The sequence below is a fragment of the Natrinema pallidum genome (genome assembly GCF_005890195.1).
Taxonomy (GTDB): Archaea; Halobacteriota; Halobacteria; order Halobacteriales; family Natrialbaceae; genus Natrinema; species Natrinema pallidum.
Map to the genome: position 1 here is coordinate 3,035,550 of NZ_CP040637.1, position 16,012 is coordinate 3,051,561.

At 67.2% G+C, this 16,012-nt stretch carries 14 protein-coding genes; 8 read left to right on the plus strand and 6 right to left on the minus strand.

Annotated features, from left to right (window positions below; translation table 11 throughout):
* Positions 1-93 precede the first annotated feature (93 nt).
* Both deoC and FGF80_RS15065 read left to right on the plus strand, forming a co-directional pair.
* Positions 94-729, plus strand: a complete 636-nt coding sequence (deoC, locus tag FGF80_RS15060) for a deoxyribose-phosphate aldolase (RefSeq protein ID WP_138654931.1) — start codon at positions 94-96, stop codon at positions 727-729.
* Positions 730-930: 201 nt separating this feature from the next.
* Positions 931-2,358: a universal stress protein gene (locus FGF80_RS15065; RefSeq protein WP_138654933.1), complete on the plus strand. Its 1,428-nt coding sequence runs from the start codon at positions 931-933 to the stop codon at positions 2,356-2,358.
* A 3-nt stretch (positions 2,359-2,361) separates the two neighbouring features.
* Here FGF80_RS15065 and FGF80_RS15070 read toward each other — a convergent pair whose 3' ends face one another.
* Both FGF80_RS15070 and FGF80_RS15075 read right to left on the minus strand, forming a co-directional pair.
* The gene (locus tag FGF80_RS15070) at positions 2,362-3,546 is read right to left on the minus strand and encodes an NAD-binding protein (protein WP_138654935.1); all 1,185 of its coding nucleotides are present in this window, start codon (positions 3,544-3,546) and stop codon (positions 2,362-2,364) included.
* An 84-nt stretch (positions 3,547-3,630) separates the two neighbouring features.
* Positions 3,631-4,050 (minus strand): universal stress protein, encoded by a 420-nt coding sequence (locus FGF80_RS15075; RefSeq protein ID WP_138654937.1) that lies wholly within the window; start codon positions 4,048-4,050, stop codon positions 3,631-3,633.
* A 256-nt stretch (positions 4,051-4,306) separates the two neighbouring features.
* Here FGF80_RS15075 and FGF80_RS15080 point away from each other — a divergent pair, with 256 nt between their 5' ends.
* Genes FGF80_RS15080 through FGF80_RS15090 form a run of 3 tightly spaced genes read left to right on the plus strand, consistent with a single transcriptional unit; the run spans position 4,307 to position 7,190 of the window.
* On the plus strand, positions 4,307-5,581 hold the full coding sequence (locus tag FGF80_RS15080) for a hypothetical protein (protein WP_006186459.1): 1,275 nt from the start codon (positions 4,307-4,309) through the stop codon (positions 5,579-5,581).
* 49 nt (positions 5,582-5,630) lie between these two features.
* Positions 5,631-6,857 (plus strand): TrkA C-terminal domain-containing protein, encoded by a 1,227-nt coding sequence (locus FGF80_RS15085; RefSeq protein ID WP_138654939.1) that lies wholly within the window; start codon positions 5,631-5,633, stop codon positions 6,855-6,857.
* A gap of 51 nt (positions 6,858-6,908) precedes the next feature.
* Positions 6,909-7,190, plus strand: a complete 282-nt coding sequence (locus FGF80_RS15090) for a ubiquitin-like small modifier protein 1 (RefSeq protein ID WP_006186461.1) — start codon at positions 6,909-6,911, stop codon at positions 7,188-7,190.
* 69 nt (positions 7,191-7,259) lie between these two features.
* On the opposite strand, the gene FGF80_RS15095 is transcribed toward FGF80_RS15090, so the two are convergent.
* From FGF80_RS15095 to FGF80_RS15105, 3 genes are all read right to left on the minus strand, one after another.
* Positions 7,260-8,207: a GNAT family N-acetyltransferase gene (locus tag FGF80_RS15095; protein ID WP_006186462.1), complete on the minus strand. Its 948-nt coding sequence runs from the start codon at positions 8,205-8,207 to the stop codon at positions 7,260-7,262.
* A gap of 213 nt (positions 8,208-8,420) precedes the next feature.
* Entirely contained in the window at positions 8,421-9,680 is a 1,260-nt protein-coding gene (gatD, locus tag FGF80_RS15100; RefSeq protein WP_006186463.1) for a Glu-tRNA(Gln) amidotransferase subunit GatD, read from the minus strand.
* Positions 9,681-9,766: 86 nt separating this feature from the next.
* On the minus strand, positions 9,767-11,059 hold the full coding sequence (locus FGF80_RS15105) for a glycosyltransferase (RefSeq protein ID WP_138654941.1): 1,293 nt from the start codon (positions 11,057-11,059) through the stop codon (positions 9,767-9,769).
* 208 nt (positions 11,060-11,267) lie between these two features.
* On the opposite strand from FGF80_RS15105, the gene mfnA reads away from it, so the two are divergent.
* The 3 genes from mfnA (at position 11,268) to FGF80_RS15120 (ending at position 15,549) form a co-directional block, all read left to right on the plus strand.
* Complete coding sequence (gene mfnA, locus FGF80_RS15110; protein WP_202978777.1) at positions 11,268-12,353, plus strand: tyrosine decarboxylase MfnA; 1,086 nt, start codon at positions 11,268-11,270, stop codon at positions 12,351-12,353.
* A 224-nt stretch (positions 12,354-12,577) separates the two neighbouring features.
* Positions 12,578-14,668: a methionine--tRNA ligase gene (gene metG, locus FGF80_RS15115; protein ID WP_138654943.1), complete on the plus strand. Its 2,091-nt coding sequence runs from the start codon at positions 12,578-12,580 to the stop codon at positions 14,666-14,668.
* A 116-nt stretch (positions 14,669-14,784) separates the two neighbouring features.
* A complete protein-coding gene (locus FGF80_RS15120; RefSeq protein WP_138654945.1) occupies positions 14,785-15,549 on the plus strand; it encodes a potassium channel family protein in 765 nt (254 codons plus the stop codon).
* A 73-nt stretch (positions 15,550-15,622) separates the two neighbouring features.
* Here the strand turns inward: FGF80_RS15120 and FGF80_RS15125 are convergent, their stop codons facing one another.
* Positions 15,623-15,910 (minus strand): GYD domain-containing protein, encoded by a 288-nt coding sequence (locus FGF80_RS15125; protein ID WP_138654947.1) that lies wholly within the window; start codon positions 15,908-15,910, stop codon positions 15,623-15,625.
* Positions 15,911-16,012: the final 102 nt, after the last annotated feature.

The following is a 16,012-nucleotide window of genomic DNA, read 5'->3' on the forward strand; positions in this document are numbered from 1 at the left end:
AGCAGCGTCAGGGCGGCTCGAGTGCCGGTCACGAACGGTGCCAGTCGAAGACGATCGGACGGCTTTTTGCCCGTCCGGCGAGTCCGCTCGGGTATGGATCGCAGCGAACTCGCGCCCCTGATCGACCACACCGTCCTCGGCCCCGCGACGACTCCCGCCGACGTCCGGGGCGTCCTGGACGAGGCTACCGAGTACGGCATGAACGCCTGCATTCCGCCGTACGCGGTCGAACTGGCGGCCGAGTACGCCCCTGACGTAACTCTCGCGACGGTAATCGGATTCCCCCACGGCCAGCACGCGCCCGCCGCGAAACGGAAGGAGGGAGTCGCCGCCTGGCAGGACGGTGCGGACGAACTCGATGTCGTGCTCAACATTGGTCGGCTGAAAGCCGGCGAGGACGACGCGGTCAGGGACGAACTCGCAGAATTGGTTGCCGCGGTACCGATTCCGGTCAAGGTGATTATCGAAACCGCGCTCCTGACCGACGCGGAGAAACGGCGGGCCTGCGAGGCCGCCGCGGCAGCCGACGCCGCGATGGTCAAGACCGCGACCGGGTTCGCGGACGGCGGAGCCACGGTCGACGACGTGGACCTCATGAGCGACTTCCTCCCCGTCAAGGCCAGCGGCGGGATCGGCAGCTACGAGGCTGCCGTCGCCATGCTCGAGGCGGGTGCCGAACGGATCGGGGCCTCGAGCGGAGTCGACATTCTTGAGGGCGCACCGGAGTAGCCGGGCACGGGGGACCGTCTTCGAGCAGCGGTTATCGAAACGGAACGCGGACTCCGACACGGGGTCCTCCTATCGGATGGACTGAAACATCGCTCAGCGGCCGGTTTCGAACCGTGGCGTCGTTCGGTCGCAGGTGTCCCGGTCGACGCGCTCCCGACCCAAGCCGAACGGTTTTCCTCGCGCCACGAGCAACGACTCCCCATGCTCGAGCAGGTGCGGGTTCGGCTCCACGCGCTCGCGAGACGACTCCGTCGGTTAGAGCGACGCGAACTCGACGCGTTCGTCCGGTGGCTCGAGCACACGGGAAACCTCCTGCAGCTCTCGGTGCTCGTCTTCGTCCCGCTGTTGATCGCCGCGGTGACGTGGCTGACGAACATGACCGCGGCGGTCTCGTTTCTGCTGTTCCCGCCGCTGGCCTCCGGCACGTACACGCTCTTTGCCGACCCGGAAGGGAAACACGCGACGCCGTGGGTGTTCGTCGGCGGGATGACCGTCGGGGCGTGTTGCGGGTGGCTCGCAGTCGTAATCGCGGCCGCGATCGGTCTAAGCGGCGGCGGAGCTAGCGCGACCGGGGCCGCCCTCAGCGTCTTCTTCACCGGGGTGTGTACCTGGGCGCTCGATCTCGAGGTGCCGACCGCGTTTTCGACCGCACTGCTGGTCCTCGTCACCGGGAACGCACAGGTGGCCTACGTCCTGGGCATCGTCGTCTCGAGTGCGTTCGTCGCGGGCGCGTTCGTCCTCTGGCGGAACCGCTTTTACGAGAAACGCGCGCGCTACCTCTACCAGACGACCAGCGGGGACGACCACGTGCTCGTCCCGCTGGGCGATGGCGAGGAGACGGTCGCCCGCTTTGCCGCGTCGATCGCCGGAGCACACGACGCCGGAAAGGTCGTGCTTTTCGATGTGATCGACGAGACGAGCGTCGAGCGGCAGTCCGAGGACCACCCCGAGAGCGGTCGGCCGGCCGAGGCGGACCGCACCGAACGCGCGGCCACCGAGGCCGCACGCCGTCTCGAGTCGCTCGCGGCGGACCTCGAGATGGCGTACGACGTTCCCTGCGAGGTGGTCGTCGCCGGTGACGGCGGTCGCTCGGCCGGACTCGTGCTCCAAACTGCCCGCGAGAAAAACTGTGATCTCATCGTCACACCGTACGCCGAACGCGAGAGCGGCGGCCTTTCGTCGTTCATCACGGGCCTGTTCGACAGCGAGATCGACGTGATCGCGTTCCGGTCGACCGGCGTCCCGCGACGCCGCTGGCGGGACAGCCTCGTTGCGGTCCGGGGTGCCGGCGACACCGCTCGCGCGATGCTCGACTTCGCGATTCGGGTGAGCGAGCCCGGCCGGCCGGTCAGCGTCTGTACCTGTATCGATAGCGAATCGCGACGGCGGACGGCCGAAAGCACGCTCGCCGACCTCGTCGACGCGTTCTCGGGACGCTTCGAGACCCACGTCGTCACCGCCGCGGTCGCGTCCTACCTCAGCCGTGCCGCTCCCCGGTACGACGTCTGTTTCGTCGGCTCGAGCACCGATCGCTCGGCCGCCTCGCGGTTCGTCTCCCCGCCGACGTTCCGGAAACTCAGCGATCTCGAGACCGACGTGGCGATCGTCCACCGCGGCCGTCGTCGGTGACGCTTACTCCCGCTCGAGGATACGATCGATCAGGTCGCTTTCGTCGCTGCCGAGCGCCGATCGCACGAGCAGGTGGCCGCCGAGCATCGAGGGGCTGATCACCGTGTCAGCGCCGGCTCGCTCGAGTTTCTTGACGTTCTCGCGGTCGGTCGCGCCGGCGACGATCCGCCTGTCCGGCGCGAGCTGGCGGGCAGTGAGGATGGCGAGCGCGTCCTCGGCGTCGTAGTTCGTAGCGACGAGGATCGCGCTCGCCCGGTCGATCTTCGCGCGATGGAGCGGGTCCTCGTCACTGGGATCGCCGGTGACGACCGCGATATCCCGTTCACTGAGTTGGGTCGCGGCCTCGCGGTCGTTGGTAACGACGACGAACTTCCGACCGCTGTCGGCGAGTTCGTCGACGATCGGTTCCGTCAGTTCGCCGTAGCCGAGCACGAGGAGATGCTCCTCGAGGAGTTGGAGTTGTGATTCGCTCATCTTGCCGAGTGTTTTCGAGATGCGGTCTTGAATCAGCGGACCGACGAGTGCACCGATGGCGATACCGAAACTGGCGACGCCCAGCACGAGCACGGTCATCGTGAACAACAGCCCCTGAACCGACTCGGGGTTGGGTGTCACGTCGCCGTAGCCGACCGTACTCGAGGTGATCAGCGTGAAGTAGAACGCATCGAGGATGGTGTTGATGCCCTCGAAGTGCTCCCGAAGGGCGTAGCCGCCGATGGTACCGTACAGTTGCACGCCGACGAGCGCCGAGCCGGCGGCGATCTGGGTCGTGGTCAGCGAGAGCGGTTTCTCGAACCGGTCGCGAGTGAGCAGGAGGATCGGCATCGCGACCAGCGAGAGGACGACCAGCGGGACCGAGTACTGGCTCGTCTGGAGCAGTCCCTGCGCTGCGGTCAGCGGCAAGAGCAGGAACGTCGCCCGCCATCCCGCTTTGAGGCCGCGCCGGAGCGCAAGCGCGCTGCCGACCATCAGGAACCCGGTGAGTGCGCCGGTGAAACCGGCGGCGTCCTGAACGACATCGGGGATGTACTCCGCGAGCGGCCCATAAACGGTCTCGGTCCCGATGTTGATGACCGCGGTGGCGACCGAGAGCAAGGCGACGAGCAACACGAGCACGACGGCGATCCGCGTCGTGACCACTCGTCGCCAGTTCTCCGGGAGACGCGCTCGAGGCGACCGGTCGACCATACACACCGCTGTGCGACAGCGTTAGTTAAACGTCTCCGTTTGAACTTCGCTCGGAACGACCATCGCGTTCGCGACCGAACCCAGTCAGCGGACGACGGTCACCGGAACGGGAGAGCGCTCGAACACCGTTTCGGCGACGTTGCCGACGAACAACCGATCGACCACGTCACCACCGTGGCTGCCGATCACGACCGCGTCGTACTCGTCAGCCCGCGTGACGATCGCTCGTGCGGGACGGCCGACAGCGACGACGGTATCGATCTCGGCGTCGTGGTCGGCGGCGATTTCCCGAGCGCGATCGAAAATCGGCTCGGCGCGGTCCGTCGCGGCCGTCTCGAGGTCGTCTTCGAAGGCGAGACCTACCGCGTCCCCCATCATCACCGACGGTTCGCCGACGACGGTCATGACGGTAACCGACGCGTCGGGATGGTTCTCGAGGGCATACGTGAGCGCGCGCTCGGAGAGCGTCGAGCCGTCCATCGGGACGAGAACGCGAGAGAGCATAGGTCCGCTACCGTCGGCGGAGTGATAAACCCCACACCGAGCACGTCGAGAGAGGATGCCGGGACGATTCACGTCGGGTCTTCGATCTCACCGGCGTCGTCGGACAACGCTGCGGCCGAAGTCATCGGCCCCGCGAAAGATCGAATGGTCGACAGGGCGATACAGATGAGTGCCGCCGGCACGGTGATCGCCGTCGGGACACCGTCACGACGCCCGTGTCGGTGCTGATTTAACGAGGCCGGCCCACGGTCCCACAATGCAATCGCTTCCGGTCGACCTGCTGATCGAAGTCCTGCTCGGGCTCTATCTCGGGCTCCTGACCGGGATCGTTCCCGCGTTCGTCGCCGGGTCGCTGGGCTTTCTCGTGCGATATTTCACCGGCGTCACGCTGCCCGGGTTCGGTGTCGTCGTTCTCGCGCTGTCGATCGCCAGCGTCCAAGGTGGGCTGCTCGGACTCGTCGAACCGACGATCGCGCAGTCGCCGCGGCTGTTCATTGCCGTCCTGATCGTCCTCATGCTCGCGCTCTACGCCCACAACCAGGGCGACAAACTCGGGGCCGAACTCCCGCGCCGGCTCTCGTTTACCCGTCTGCGACAGCGGACCCTCTCGGCCGACGTCGTCGAACTCGTCGGCTCGGTCGGACAGGTCACGGTCCGTCCGACCGGCGAGGTCCGCGACATGGAAGGCTACCCGCCGCTCTCGCCCGCCCTCCGTGGGACACTGAAGACCGGGTCGTGGCGACTGCCGGCCGACCTTCCCCTCTCGGAACTCGAGGCTCGACTCGAGGAACGGCTCCGAACGGACCACGACCTCGCGGATATCGACGTCGCGATCGACGAACGGGCGCGGGCGACGATCACCGCAGCACCGCCGTCCGGCAGCCTCTCGCGACGCGTGCCGGCGGGCCAACGGGCCGTCTCGATCGCGACCCTCGTCCCGACGGGCATCGCTCGCGGCGACGAGGTGACCGTCCGCACCGGCGACCGCTCGATCACCGGGACGGTTCTGAGCGCCCGGACCGATATCGACGGCGACCGCGCGACGGCCGCCGCCCCCGAGACGCCGGACGAGGTGGCGACCGATGGCGGGGACGCCATCGAACCCGCAAGCGCCGACGCGAAACCGAACGCGGCGACCGCCGGCGGTCCGGGCCGCGTGACCCTCGCCGTCGCTCGGCGGGACGTGAAACCCGTTCTCGAGGGCGAGTCGCCACGCCTCGTCGTACGGTCCCGGGGAACGAGCCGCGAGTTCGAGGCGCTCGCGCTGGTCAAACGCGAGGGGTACGCCATCCGTCGATGCACCGTCGGTGCGACCGGTGTGGACGACGAGACCGCCGGCCTCGAGACGACGGCCTCGCCGGCGGACGTGACGATCCTCGCCGTGCGGCGGCAGGGCAGCGAAACGAGCGGCCGCCGCCACGACTGGGTGTTCGGTCCCGACATCGAACGCCGACTCGAGGCCGGCGACGAGGCGTTCGTCGCGGGGCCGGACGACGCAACTGAGGCGTTCGTGGAGGCGATCGCGCGATGAGCGGGCTCCCCCGTGCGGTCAGCCGCGATACCGACGGCGGTGAGCGGTCGTGGTAGCCCTCGTCGTCGCCCAGTTGGTCCCGACCGAGACGCTTCTGGAAGCGCTCGTTCGGATCCTCGCGTTCGCCCTGCTGGCGGCCGGAGCCGGAGCGAGCGTGGCGTTTCTCTACCGGTGGTACAGCGCCGACGAGATCCCGGAGGGCATCGCGGTCCTCGTCGGCGTCGCCCTCGTCGCGATCTGGTTGAACACCCAAAGCGCGCTGTCCCAGGCGATCATCGGGAACACCGGCCTGACCGAACCGACCACCGCCGTCTACACCGTCGCCGCGTTCGTCGCCAGCGCGATCGCGGCCGACGCGGGACGACGGCTTGGCGACTTCCTCGCGGTGGACGTGTTCGTGGTCGCGACCCCGCGGACGATCACCGAAGTCACGCAACTCGTTCGCTCGGCTGGCCGCGTCGTCACGGTCGAACTGCCGGCCGAGATCGGCGATATCGACGGCTACGACCCCGTCGACGAGTCGGTCAAGACCGACCTTGCGGGCCAGACGTTGCTCTTCCCGCGCCGGCTTACCGTCGAGGAGTTGCGCGACCGGCTGATCGCCCGCCTCGAGCGCGACTTCGGGATCGGCCACGTCGATGTCGATCTCACCGCCGACGGGACGGTGGACTACCTCGCGGTCGGGAGCCGACCGGCGGGGATCGGGCCGACGCTCGCACCTGGGACCGTCGCGGTCGCGCTGGCGGGCGATCCCGCGGCCGACGCCAGCCCGGGGGACGCGGTTCGGATCTGGGCGCGCGACGAGGACGGGACCGCCAGACGGATCGCCGGCGGCGAACTGCGCGCGACCGTCGACGACACTGCGACCATCGCTCTCGACGCCGACGACGCCCGCGACCTCGACCCCGAGCGGGGCTATCGGCTCGTGACGCTGCCCGGCAGTCCGGACGCCGAGCGGGACCTCGTCTCCCTGCTCCGGGCGGCCGACGAGACGGTCACGACCGTCTCGGTCGAGTCCGACGATCCGCTCGTGGATGTCCCGATCGAGTCGCTACCGGTGCTGGTGCTCGCGCTCGAGCGCGAGACCGCCGCGGGCGACGGCGACGAGCATCTGCCGCTGCCGGCCGGCGATCTGCGACTGGCCGCCGGCGATGTGGCCTACGTGCTCGGCCGGCCGGAGGCGCTTCGCCGGGTGACGGAGCGGACGCTGGTCGAGACGACGGAGCAACGCGCGGACCCCGACCGCGAGTCCGACGCGGCGTCCGAGCGGAACTGAAACCCGACCGGGAGCGGTAGCTACTTGCCGTCGGCACCGATAGCGCCACGTATGCCCACGGAGTGGAAACTGTTCGCCGACCTCGCCGAGCGTGCGGGCGACAAACACGTGACCGTCGACGCCGCGGCCGGCGACACCGTCGGGGACGCGCTCGAGGCGCTGCTCGAGGCGGCACCCGAACTCGAGGGCCGCGTGCTCGAGGACGGCGAGTTACGATCGCAGATCAACGTGCTTCGCAACGGCACGAACGTCCTGGTCGAAGAGGAGGGCATGGAGACGGTACTCGAAGCGGACGACGAACTCGCGCTGTTCCCGCCCGTCAGCGGCGGGTGATCGGTTCGATGCGCGAGGCGGGGCACGGAAATCGGTGACCGGACGACGATCCGAGCTCGAGTCGGCGTCCTAGGACACCAAGTCGATCGACAACACGACGTCCGGTTCGTCGGCGAGTTCGGCACCCGTTGCGGCGGCATCGGTGACGAACCGCGCCGTTTCGGGGAGCAAGACGCGCGTCCCGTCGGCACCGATTTCGGCCGCGTCTCGCGCGATCGCGGCGAAGAGTGCCCGCGCCGCCTCGAGATCGTCCCAGGCGCTGACGGCGTATTCGGCTCGCGTCTCCGTTTGTCCATCGCCTACCACGTCGTCGACCGTCCGTTCGACGGTCCGTATCCGAGCGGCCGTTCCCACGAGTCCGTCACTGCGCTCGAGCGCGAAGACGGCCGTCTCGTCGGCCGCCCGCTCGAAGTCGGCCCGCGTGAGTTCCCGCATCGCCCAGGTCTCCTCGGGTGCCAGCCCCAACCCGCACAGATGCGAGCGGGCATCGCTATGGGTCCAGTAGCGCCATGCACTCGCGGGATCGGTGGAGACGGCGTACTCGGTCGGCAGTTCCGCGTCGTGATCGGGGTCCGGATTCGCAAAGCGGAACTCGGTGCTCGGTTCGAAGCCGCTCGTCCGCGCCGCGCCCAGCGAGACCGCGTTCCACGAGAAGACCATGACACGGCCGACGGTCGCTCCCTGCTCGCGGGCCCATTCGAAGGACGCCTCGTTCAGCCGGCGGCTCACGCCCTGCCGGCGATACTCGGCCGCGACCCGCATTCCCTGGAACCAGGCCTCGTCCGGCGAGAGCATGACCGCCTGTACGATTCCCGCAGCCTCGCCGTCGACTTCCGCGAGGAAGGTCTTTTTCCCCTGACCGGGGCCGTCCTCGAGCCAGTCGTGGTAGACCCGCGGGATGTAATCGCCGCCCCGGTCGGGCCAGATGTCACTCGTGAAGTCGGCGACGGCCTCGTAGTCGTCGGGAGTCGCGCGACGGATCTCGATCGGAGACGCGAAATTTGTATTGGTTGTCATTATTCGTTGGACAGTGCTATATGATGTAGTCAGACGGGAAAGAATTTCGCAGACGAAGAGACGGTACCAACGTCGGGAACCCACACTGTGTCCGAGGTGATCGGTGGACCGGACGCATCGAGCGTTCGTCCCATGGGACGGAACACCGGCCGTCAATGGGGACGATCGCCCCGTCGATCCGGTCAGAGTTGTCGGGACCTGAGTGACCGCGATCTACTCCCAGGGGACCGACCGCTCCTGAATCTCGCCGGCCAGAGAGGTCCCCATCGCCTCCGCGACGTTCTCGCTGTTTGCAAGCGCCCACATCAACTTCACTTTCGCCGTCCCGGGCAGCGTGTCGCCAGCTTCGACGACGCCGGCCTCGAGCAGGTCCCGCCCCGTATCGTAGACGCGGTCACAGACTCGGCCCTCGAGACATTGACTCGTCATGACGACCGTCGTTCCGTCCTCGATCAGTTCCTCGATGTGGGGAACGAGGTCGGTGTGGACGTGGCCGAGCCCGGTTCCCTCGATGATCAGCCCCTCGCTTCCGTCGACGACATCGAGGAACGCGGGCTCCATTCCGGGCGTGAATTTGAGGAGTTCGACGTCGCTCTCGAGGTCGGGACTGATCTCGAGGTCGGTGTCGCCGCGCCGTCGGTAGTCGCGCCGGAAGCTGACCGTCTCGGTCTCGTAATCGACCTCGCCCAGCGGTTCCGCGCCGACGGTCTCGAAGGCGTCCCGGCGGGATGTGTGGTTCTTTCGCACGCGCGTCCCCCGGTGGAGGGCACAGATGTCGTCGGATTCGGTGGCGTGCATACAGACCAGCACCTCCGCACAGTCGCTCTTGGCGGCCTCGACGGCCGAGACGGCGTTCATGACGTTGTCCGAAGACGGCCGGTCGGCCGAGCGCTGGGAGCCGGTGAAGACGATCGGGACCGGCGTCTCGAGCATGAACGACAGCGCCGACGCGGAGTACTGCATCGTGTCGGTGCCGTGCATGACGACGACGCCGTCGGCACCGGCCGCGATCTCCTCGTGGACCGCGTCGGCGAGGTCCCGCCAGATCGGCGGTTCCATGTTCTCCGAGAGGATGTTCGCGACGACGCGACCGCGGTAGTTCGCCCGGCCCGCCAGGTCCGGGACGGCCCGCAACACGTCCTCGGCGTCGAACTGGGCCGTCACCGCGCCGGTCCGGTAGTCGACCGTCGACGCGATCGTCCCGCCGGTCGAGATCAGCGAAATCGTCGGCAGGTCCTCGTCGAATTCGATTTCGGAACTCGCGTCGTCCTCGTCGCCGCCGGCGGCGTCCGTTCCGTCGATCCGATAGACGTCCTCCGCGAGGACCTCCACATCGGCCCCGTCCCGGTCGACGCCGACGTTGTACCCGCCCTCGAGTTTCACAACGAGCTGGTCGTCCGTGCTCGAGGGGAGCAACACGCCTTCGTACGTGCGGTCCGCGCGATCCACGCGGACGCGGTCGCCTGGGTTCATGTGGTGGCGTTGCGCAGCGGCGGACTTGAAGGCACGCTTTCCGTCGGACGGCGGACGATCAGTTCGCGACCCCGTCGGCCCCGCGGTTACGATCCCGTTTTGTCGACGTGGTACCAGGTTCCGTCCCAGCTGAGCCCGTACTCGAGCAGCGATTTGAGCGACAAGACGCCGAACGCGGGGTAGAGCAGCGGTGCAAGGACGACGCTCCAGTGGAGGCCGTCGATCCGACCGTCGCTGGCGTCGCGCCACGCGACGCCGCCGATGGTCGCGACGAGGATCGTCGCCAAAACGAGAAACGCCGACTCGACGCCCAAGACGAGCAACAGGAGCAGTTTCGAGGTGAGCGCGAGCGTGAACAGACATCCGAGCAGGCTCGAGCACATGCGGCCGATCGAGACGAGCCCGCGGCGATCGATGTCCCCGCTCAGTAGCTCGAGGGTGGTCGCGTGGAGTACCTCGACCTGCCCGACGCGCCAGCGTTTCCGCTGCCCCCAGAGGTCGCGCAGGGTGTGGGGTGCCTCCATCGTGTTCGTACATTGGCGGGCCTGTCTGACGGTCAGCCCCTCGCGGTAACAGTCGTGAGCGAAATTGAGGTCCTCGGTGAGCATGTCGTCGTAGCCGCCCACCCGGTCGAACGCCTCGCGGCTCAGCACCGTCGAGGAACTCCGGCAGTTCGCGAAGCCGGAGAGTTCGACCAGCTTGTAGCTCGCGTGGAAGACGACCCGCTCACAGTAGGCGATCGTCTCGATGACGCCGTTGGGACGTGGAATCCGACGGCCCTGGAAGACGTCTACGTCCCCGCGCAACGCGCTCATCGCCCGTGGGAGAAACGAGGGAGTGATCGACTCGTCGGCGTCGAAGACCGCGATATACTCGGCGTCGGTCTCGCGGACGGCGTAGTTGATCGCACCCGCTTTCGAGCCCGGGTTCTCGTTGACCAGACACTCGACGCGGTCGTACCCCTTCGCGAGTTCGCGGGCCCGTTCGAGGGTCGGCGCGTCGTTGGGTTCGGCGACGACGACGATCTCGAGGGATTCGTACGCGCTCTCCCGGAGGCTCTCGACGCTCGTCTCGAGCACGTCGTGATCGCGGTACACCGGAACGATGGCGGTCAGCCGCGGCCCGTCGGTTACCGGCTCGATGGCGTCTCGCGACGACCACACCTCGCGGACCAGCAACAGGCCGGTAACCGCCACGAAGCACGTGAACACGGCCATCGACGACAGCGCATCGAGGAACACGACCTGTACGGAGACGACGAGCAGATCGAGCGAGTACTGCTGGATTTCCCGTCCCTGCGCGAATCCGAACACTAATAGGGTGAGCACACCGACGGCGGTGGCCCCGTGTTCGACGGCTCGAGGGACTGTCGAAATCATTGCTGGGGGTTTCAAGTCGACGTTTTATTAATATTGTCATGAAACGATCCAATCTGGCCGTCGACGGTCACCGCCCGCGTTCGGGACGGGGTCGTTGAGCGCGACTGCGCCTGTCCGTGGCTGCGGCGGGCCGACTCGAGACGAAGGCCGGCCGCGAGAAACATCGCCAAACACAACAAATAAACCCACGACCGATTACATACGTGATATGCAAATCGAGCCGCAAGCGTTCGACCGGGTCCTCTCCTCGATGTGTACGGACCCCCACCCGGCAGCGCGTGACGCGGCCGAACGGTTTCTCGCGACGAACCCCGGCGATCCAGGTACGTACCCGGCCGTCGCGGCGCTCGAGGACGACGCGATCGAGCTGTTAGGCGATATCGCGGGGCTGGACGATCCGGCGGGCTACATCACGAGCGGCGGCACCGAGGCCAACATTCAGGCCGTCCGGATCGCCCGCGAACGGGCCGACGGCCGGACGCCGAACGTCGTCATGCCTGACTCCGGCCACTTCAGTTTCCGAAAGGCCGCGGACCTGCTCGGCGTCGAACTGCGAATCGTCCCGACCGACGACCGGCACCGGGCCGATCTCGGGGCCGTCCGCGCGTCGGTCGACGAGGACACCGCGTTGGTGATCGGCGTCGCGGGAACCACCGAGTACGGCCGCGTCGATCCGATTCCGGAACTCGGAGAGATCGCGCGATCGGTCGGTGCGATGTGCCACGTCGACGCCGCGTGGGGCGGCTTCGTCCTCCCCTTTACCGACTACGACTGGCACTTCGACCATGCCGCGGTCGATACGATGGCGATCGATCCCCACAAGATGGGGCAGGCCGCGGTCCCCGCCGGCGGACTGCTCGTCCGCGATGCGGCCCTGCTCGACGAACTCGCCGTCGATACGCCCTACCTCGAGTCGACATCCCAGGCGACGCTGACCGGCACTCGCTCGGGCGCGGGCGTCGCCAGCGCCGTCGCCGCGATGGACGAGCTGTGGCCGGAGGGATACCGCCGGCAGTACGTCCGCTCGCAGAACAACGCCGAGTGGCTCGCCGACGCCCTCGAGAAACGCGGCTACGAGGTCGCCGATCCGACCCTGCCGCTGGTGGCGGCCGACGTGCCGCGGTCGACGTTCGACGCCCTGCGGGCGGAGGGATGGCGGATTTCCCGGACCGCGACCGACGAGTTGCGGATCGTCTGCATGCCCCACGTCACCCGTGAGATGCTGGCCTCGTTCGTCGGGGACCTCGACCGGCTCGAGGTGCGCGCGAGCGTTCCCGTGGCGAGCGACGATTGATCGGGGACGGCGGTTCCCGTGGAGCGTCGGGTATCGATTTTTACTGGGTCTCGACCGTGCTCGGTGCTGTTTTCGCTGAAGACAGGGGTCGCTGATCGCGGTTCGTCGGTGACTTCACCGCGACCCGGCACGCGCCACCGCCCGTCGCGTGGTGGGGGAATCGTGGTGGCGGTCGAACGATCGAAACCGGCGGGTTTTACGCCCGCGAGCGCAACGTGACCATCATGAGCCACGAGGACTTTCCGACGGAGAACCCCGCCGTCGTGACCTGCGGGTTGCCCTACGCCAACGGCGACCTGCACATCGGTCACCTGCGGGGGTACATCGGTGCCGATGCGTTCAACCGCACGCTACAAACGCTGGGGCAGGAGTCGATCTACGTCTGCGGCTCGGACATGCACGGCACCCCGGTCGCCGTCAACGCCGAGCAGCAGGGCGTCGATCCCGAGGACTTCGCCCTCGAGTGGCACGACCAGTACGAGGAGACGTTCCCGAAGTTCAACGTCGACTTCGACAACTACGGGCATACCCACGACGAGACCAACACCGAACTGACACAGGAGATCGTCCGAACGCTGGACGACGAAGGGTACGTCTACGAAAAGGAAATTCAGGTCGCCTACGATCCCGACGCCGACCAGTACCTGCCCGACCGCTACGTCGAGGGGACCTGTCCCTACTGCGGCGAGAAGGCCCGCGGGGACGAGTGCGACGAGGGTTGTCAGCGCCATTTGGAGCCCGGCGAGGTCGAGGACCCGACGAGTACGATCACGGGCAACCCCGCCGAGTATCGCGAGCGCACCCACAAGTTCTTCGAGGTCTCGGCGTTTGCCGACTTCCTCACTGACTTCTTGGACGGGCTCGAGGGCACCTCGAACGCGCGCAACCAGCCCCGCCAGTGGATCGAAGACGGCCTGCAGGACTGGTGTATCACCCGGGACATGGACTGGGGGATCGACTACCCGGACGGGGACGACGACCTCGTCCTCTACGTCTGGGTCGACGCGCCGATCGAGTACATCGCGAGTTCGAAGCAGTACGCCGAGCGCGACGGGACCGACGCGTTCGACTGGGAACAGGTCTGGAAGGGCGACGGCGAGATCGTCCATATCATCGGCCGCGACATCATCCAACACCACACGATCTTCTGGCCGGCGATGCTCGAGGGGGCGGGCTACAACAAACCCCGCGGGGTCGCCGCGACCGGCTTTATCACGATCAACGGCAAGGGGCTCTCGACCAGCCGCAACCGCGCGATCTGGGCCAAAGAGTACCTGGACGAAGGGTTTCATCCGGACCTGCTGCGGTACTACCTGACGACGACCGGCGGCCTTCAGCAGGACGTCGACTTCTCCTGGGACGCCTTCCAGGAGACGGTCAACGGTGAACTCGTCGGGACGGTGGGGAACTTCTGGTACCGCTCGCTGCTCTTTGCCTACCGCAACTACGAGGGGACGCCGGAGACGGCCGTCTCGGAGGAGGTTCGCGAGCGTATCGAGGCCGCCATCGACGAGGTCCGCGAGAACGTCAACGACTACTCCATGCGCGGAGTGGGACAGGCCGCGACACGGCTCGCCCAGTTCGGCAACGAGTACATCCAGCGCAACGAGCCCTGGAAGCTCACCGACGACGACCCCGACCGGGCCGCACAGGTCATCCGCGACTGCGTCCAGATCGCCAAGGCCGTCGCCGTCCTGCTCGAGCCGATCACCCCCGACAAGGCCCAGGAGCTGTGGGCACAGATCGGCGAGGACGGCGAAATCGCGGATGCCCATCTCGAGGACGCGCTCGAGGCCCCGCCGCGGACCTTCGACGAACCGGGCGAACTCTTCGAGAAGATCGAGGACGACCGCGTCGCGGAACTCACGGCAAAACTCGAGGAACGCGTCGCAACCGCCGCGGCCGACGACGAGGGGACGGAAACCGAAAGCGACGACACCGCCGGAGACGAAGCCGAAGCCATGACAGCCACCGAGGACCTCGAGCCCCTGCTCGAGGACCGGATCGGATTCGAGGACTTCCAAGACCTGGACATCCGCGTCGGGCGGATCGAAGCGGCCGAGGGAATCGAGGGTGCCGACGACCTCGCCCGTCTCGAGGTCGACATCGGCTTCGAAACCCGTCAGGTCGTGGCGGGAATCAAGCAACTCCACGACCTCGACGAGTTGCCGGGGACACGATGTGTGCTGCTTGCGAACATGGAACCCGCGGAGCTGTTCGGCGTGGAGTCGAACGGCATGATCCTCGCGGCGGGCGACGAGGCGGACCTGCTGACGACCCACGGCGACGCCGCACTCGGCGAGAAGATCCAGTAGTCCAGCCTGATCGCCGACGGCTCGCCGAGGCGTTCGGAGGCGGAGACCGGTCGAGCAGCGTGACTACCGGCTGTGCTGACGCACAGATATATGCGAGTTGCTACCGAGAAACGAGTGTGCAGCGAGGGATCGTTTCCCAGTTCGCAAGGCTCCCGATCCTGCGACACGCGCTGGTTCCGATCGGCTGTTTCGCCACGGTCGTCGTCGCCGGCGTCGTCGGACTCTCGATCCTCGGCGGTGTCGGCCTCCTCGAGGCGACGTTCTGGCTGCTCGATCTGACGAGTATCGACCTGCACTTTCAGGACCACGCCGGTCCCGAGCGAGCGACGAAGGCCTACGCCATCGTGGTGACGGTCGGACTCGTCCTCTCGGGGCTGTGGATCGGCGAGACGGTCGTCACCGAGACGTTCGGCGGACGGATTCCAACGGAGGTATCACGAGCAACGATGCAACGACGAATCGATACCAGCGAGGACCACGTGATCGTCTGTGGCTACGGCATGTTCGGGCGGACGATCGCCAATCGACTCGCCGAGGCGGGTCGCACGGTCGTCGTCATCGAAATCGATGAGGACAACGCGAAACGCGCCCGCGAGGACGGCCATCTCCTCGTCGAAGGCGACGCCAGACAGCGACGGACACTGCGGGCCGCAGGTGTCGAGCGTGCGACGAAACTCGTCGCGGCGATCGACGACTCGAACGTCAACATTCAGATCGCGGTCGTCAGCGGAGCGGCGACCGATACACCCGACACCCTCGTTCGTGTCGGCGAGGAGATGTACGAGTCGGTCGCGAAGGAGGCCGGTGCCGACGAGGTCATCATCCCCGAAGTCGTCAGCGGCGAACGTGTGACTCGGCTGCTCGAGCGGTCGCCGGACTGAGACGGTCGGCCAGGACTATCCGTCGGCCCCGCCGCGGCTGGGGTCCGCGGCGTGCTGGCCGAGAGTCGAGGCCTCAGATTTCGTCGACGACGTTCGAGAAGTCGTCCGTATCGACGATCCGCATCGTCTGCCCCTCGAGACCGTGGCGATGGAGCGTCAGCGCCGACTTGAACGCCGCCTCGGTGTCGTCGGTTTCGAACAGGATGATGAAGTCGTGTTCGCCGAGGGCGGCGTACGAGTCCCGGAGGTCCGCGCCCTGTTCCTCGAACTCCGTCCGGACGTCGCCCCAGATGGTCGCGAGGTCCTGTGCGTTCTGGATGTCCCGATCGGCGAGGTCGACAAGCGTCGCATAGGTGGGCATATCGGTTCGAACGGTCGATCCGCGGAAAACGGTTGACGTGGCAGCTGACGGGATCGGCTGCGGGGCGACGAGACAGGTACTCGGACGCGAGTAAGTGACCAT

Coding starts and splice junctions, on each gene's coding strand:
- deoC (WP_138654931.1), top strand. CDS start 94: ATGGATCGCAGCGAACTCGCGCCCCTGATCGACCACACCGTCCTCGGC.
- FGF80_RS15065 (WP_138654933.1), top strand. CDS start 931: ATGCTCGAGCAGGTGCGGGTTCGGCTCCACGCGCTCGCGAGACGACTC.
- FGF80_RS15070 (WP_138654935.1), bottom strand. CDS start 3,546: ATGGTCGACCGGTCGCCTCGAGCGCGTCTCCCGGAGAACTGGCGACGA.
- FGF80_RS15075 (WP_138654937.1), bottom strand. CDS start 4,050: ATGCTCTCTCGCGTTCTCGTCCCGATGGACGGCTCGACGCTCTCCGAG.
- FGF80_RS15080 (WP_006186459.1), top strand. CDS start 4,307: ATGCAATCGCTTCCGGTCGACCTGCTGATCGAAGTCCTGCTCGGGCTC.
- FGF80_RS15090 (WP_006186461.1), top strand. CDS start 6,909: ATGCCCACGGAGTGGAAACTGTTCGCCGACCTCGCCGAGCGTGCGGGC.
- FGF80_RS15095 (WP_006186462.1), bottom strand. CDS start 8,207: ATGACAACCAATACAAATTTCGCGTCTCCGATCGAGATCCGTCGCGCG.
- gatD (WP_006186463.1), bottom strand. CDS start 9,680: ATGAACCCAGGCGACCGCGTCCGCGTGGATCGCGCGGACCGCACGTAC.
- FGF80_RS15105 (WP_138654941.1), bottom strand. CDS start 11,059: ATGATTTCGACAGTCCCTCGAGCCGTCGAACACGGGGCCACCGCCGTC.
- mfnA (WP_202978777.1), top strand. CDS start 11,268: ATGCAAATCGAGCCGCAAGCGTTCGACCGGGTCCTCTCCTCGATGTGT.
- metG (WP_138654943.1), top strand. CDS start 12,578: ATGAGCCACGAGGACTTTCCGACGGAGAACCCCGCCGTCGTGACCTGC.
- FGF80_RS15125 (WP_138654947.1), bottom strand. CDS start 15,910: ATGCCCACCTATGCGACGCTTGTCGACCTCGCCGATCGGGACATCCAG.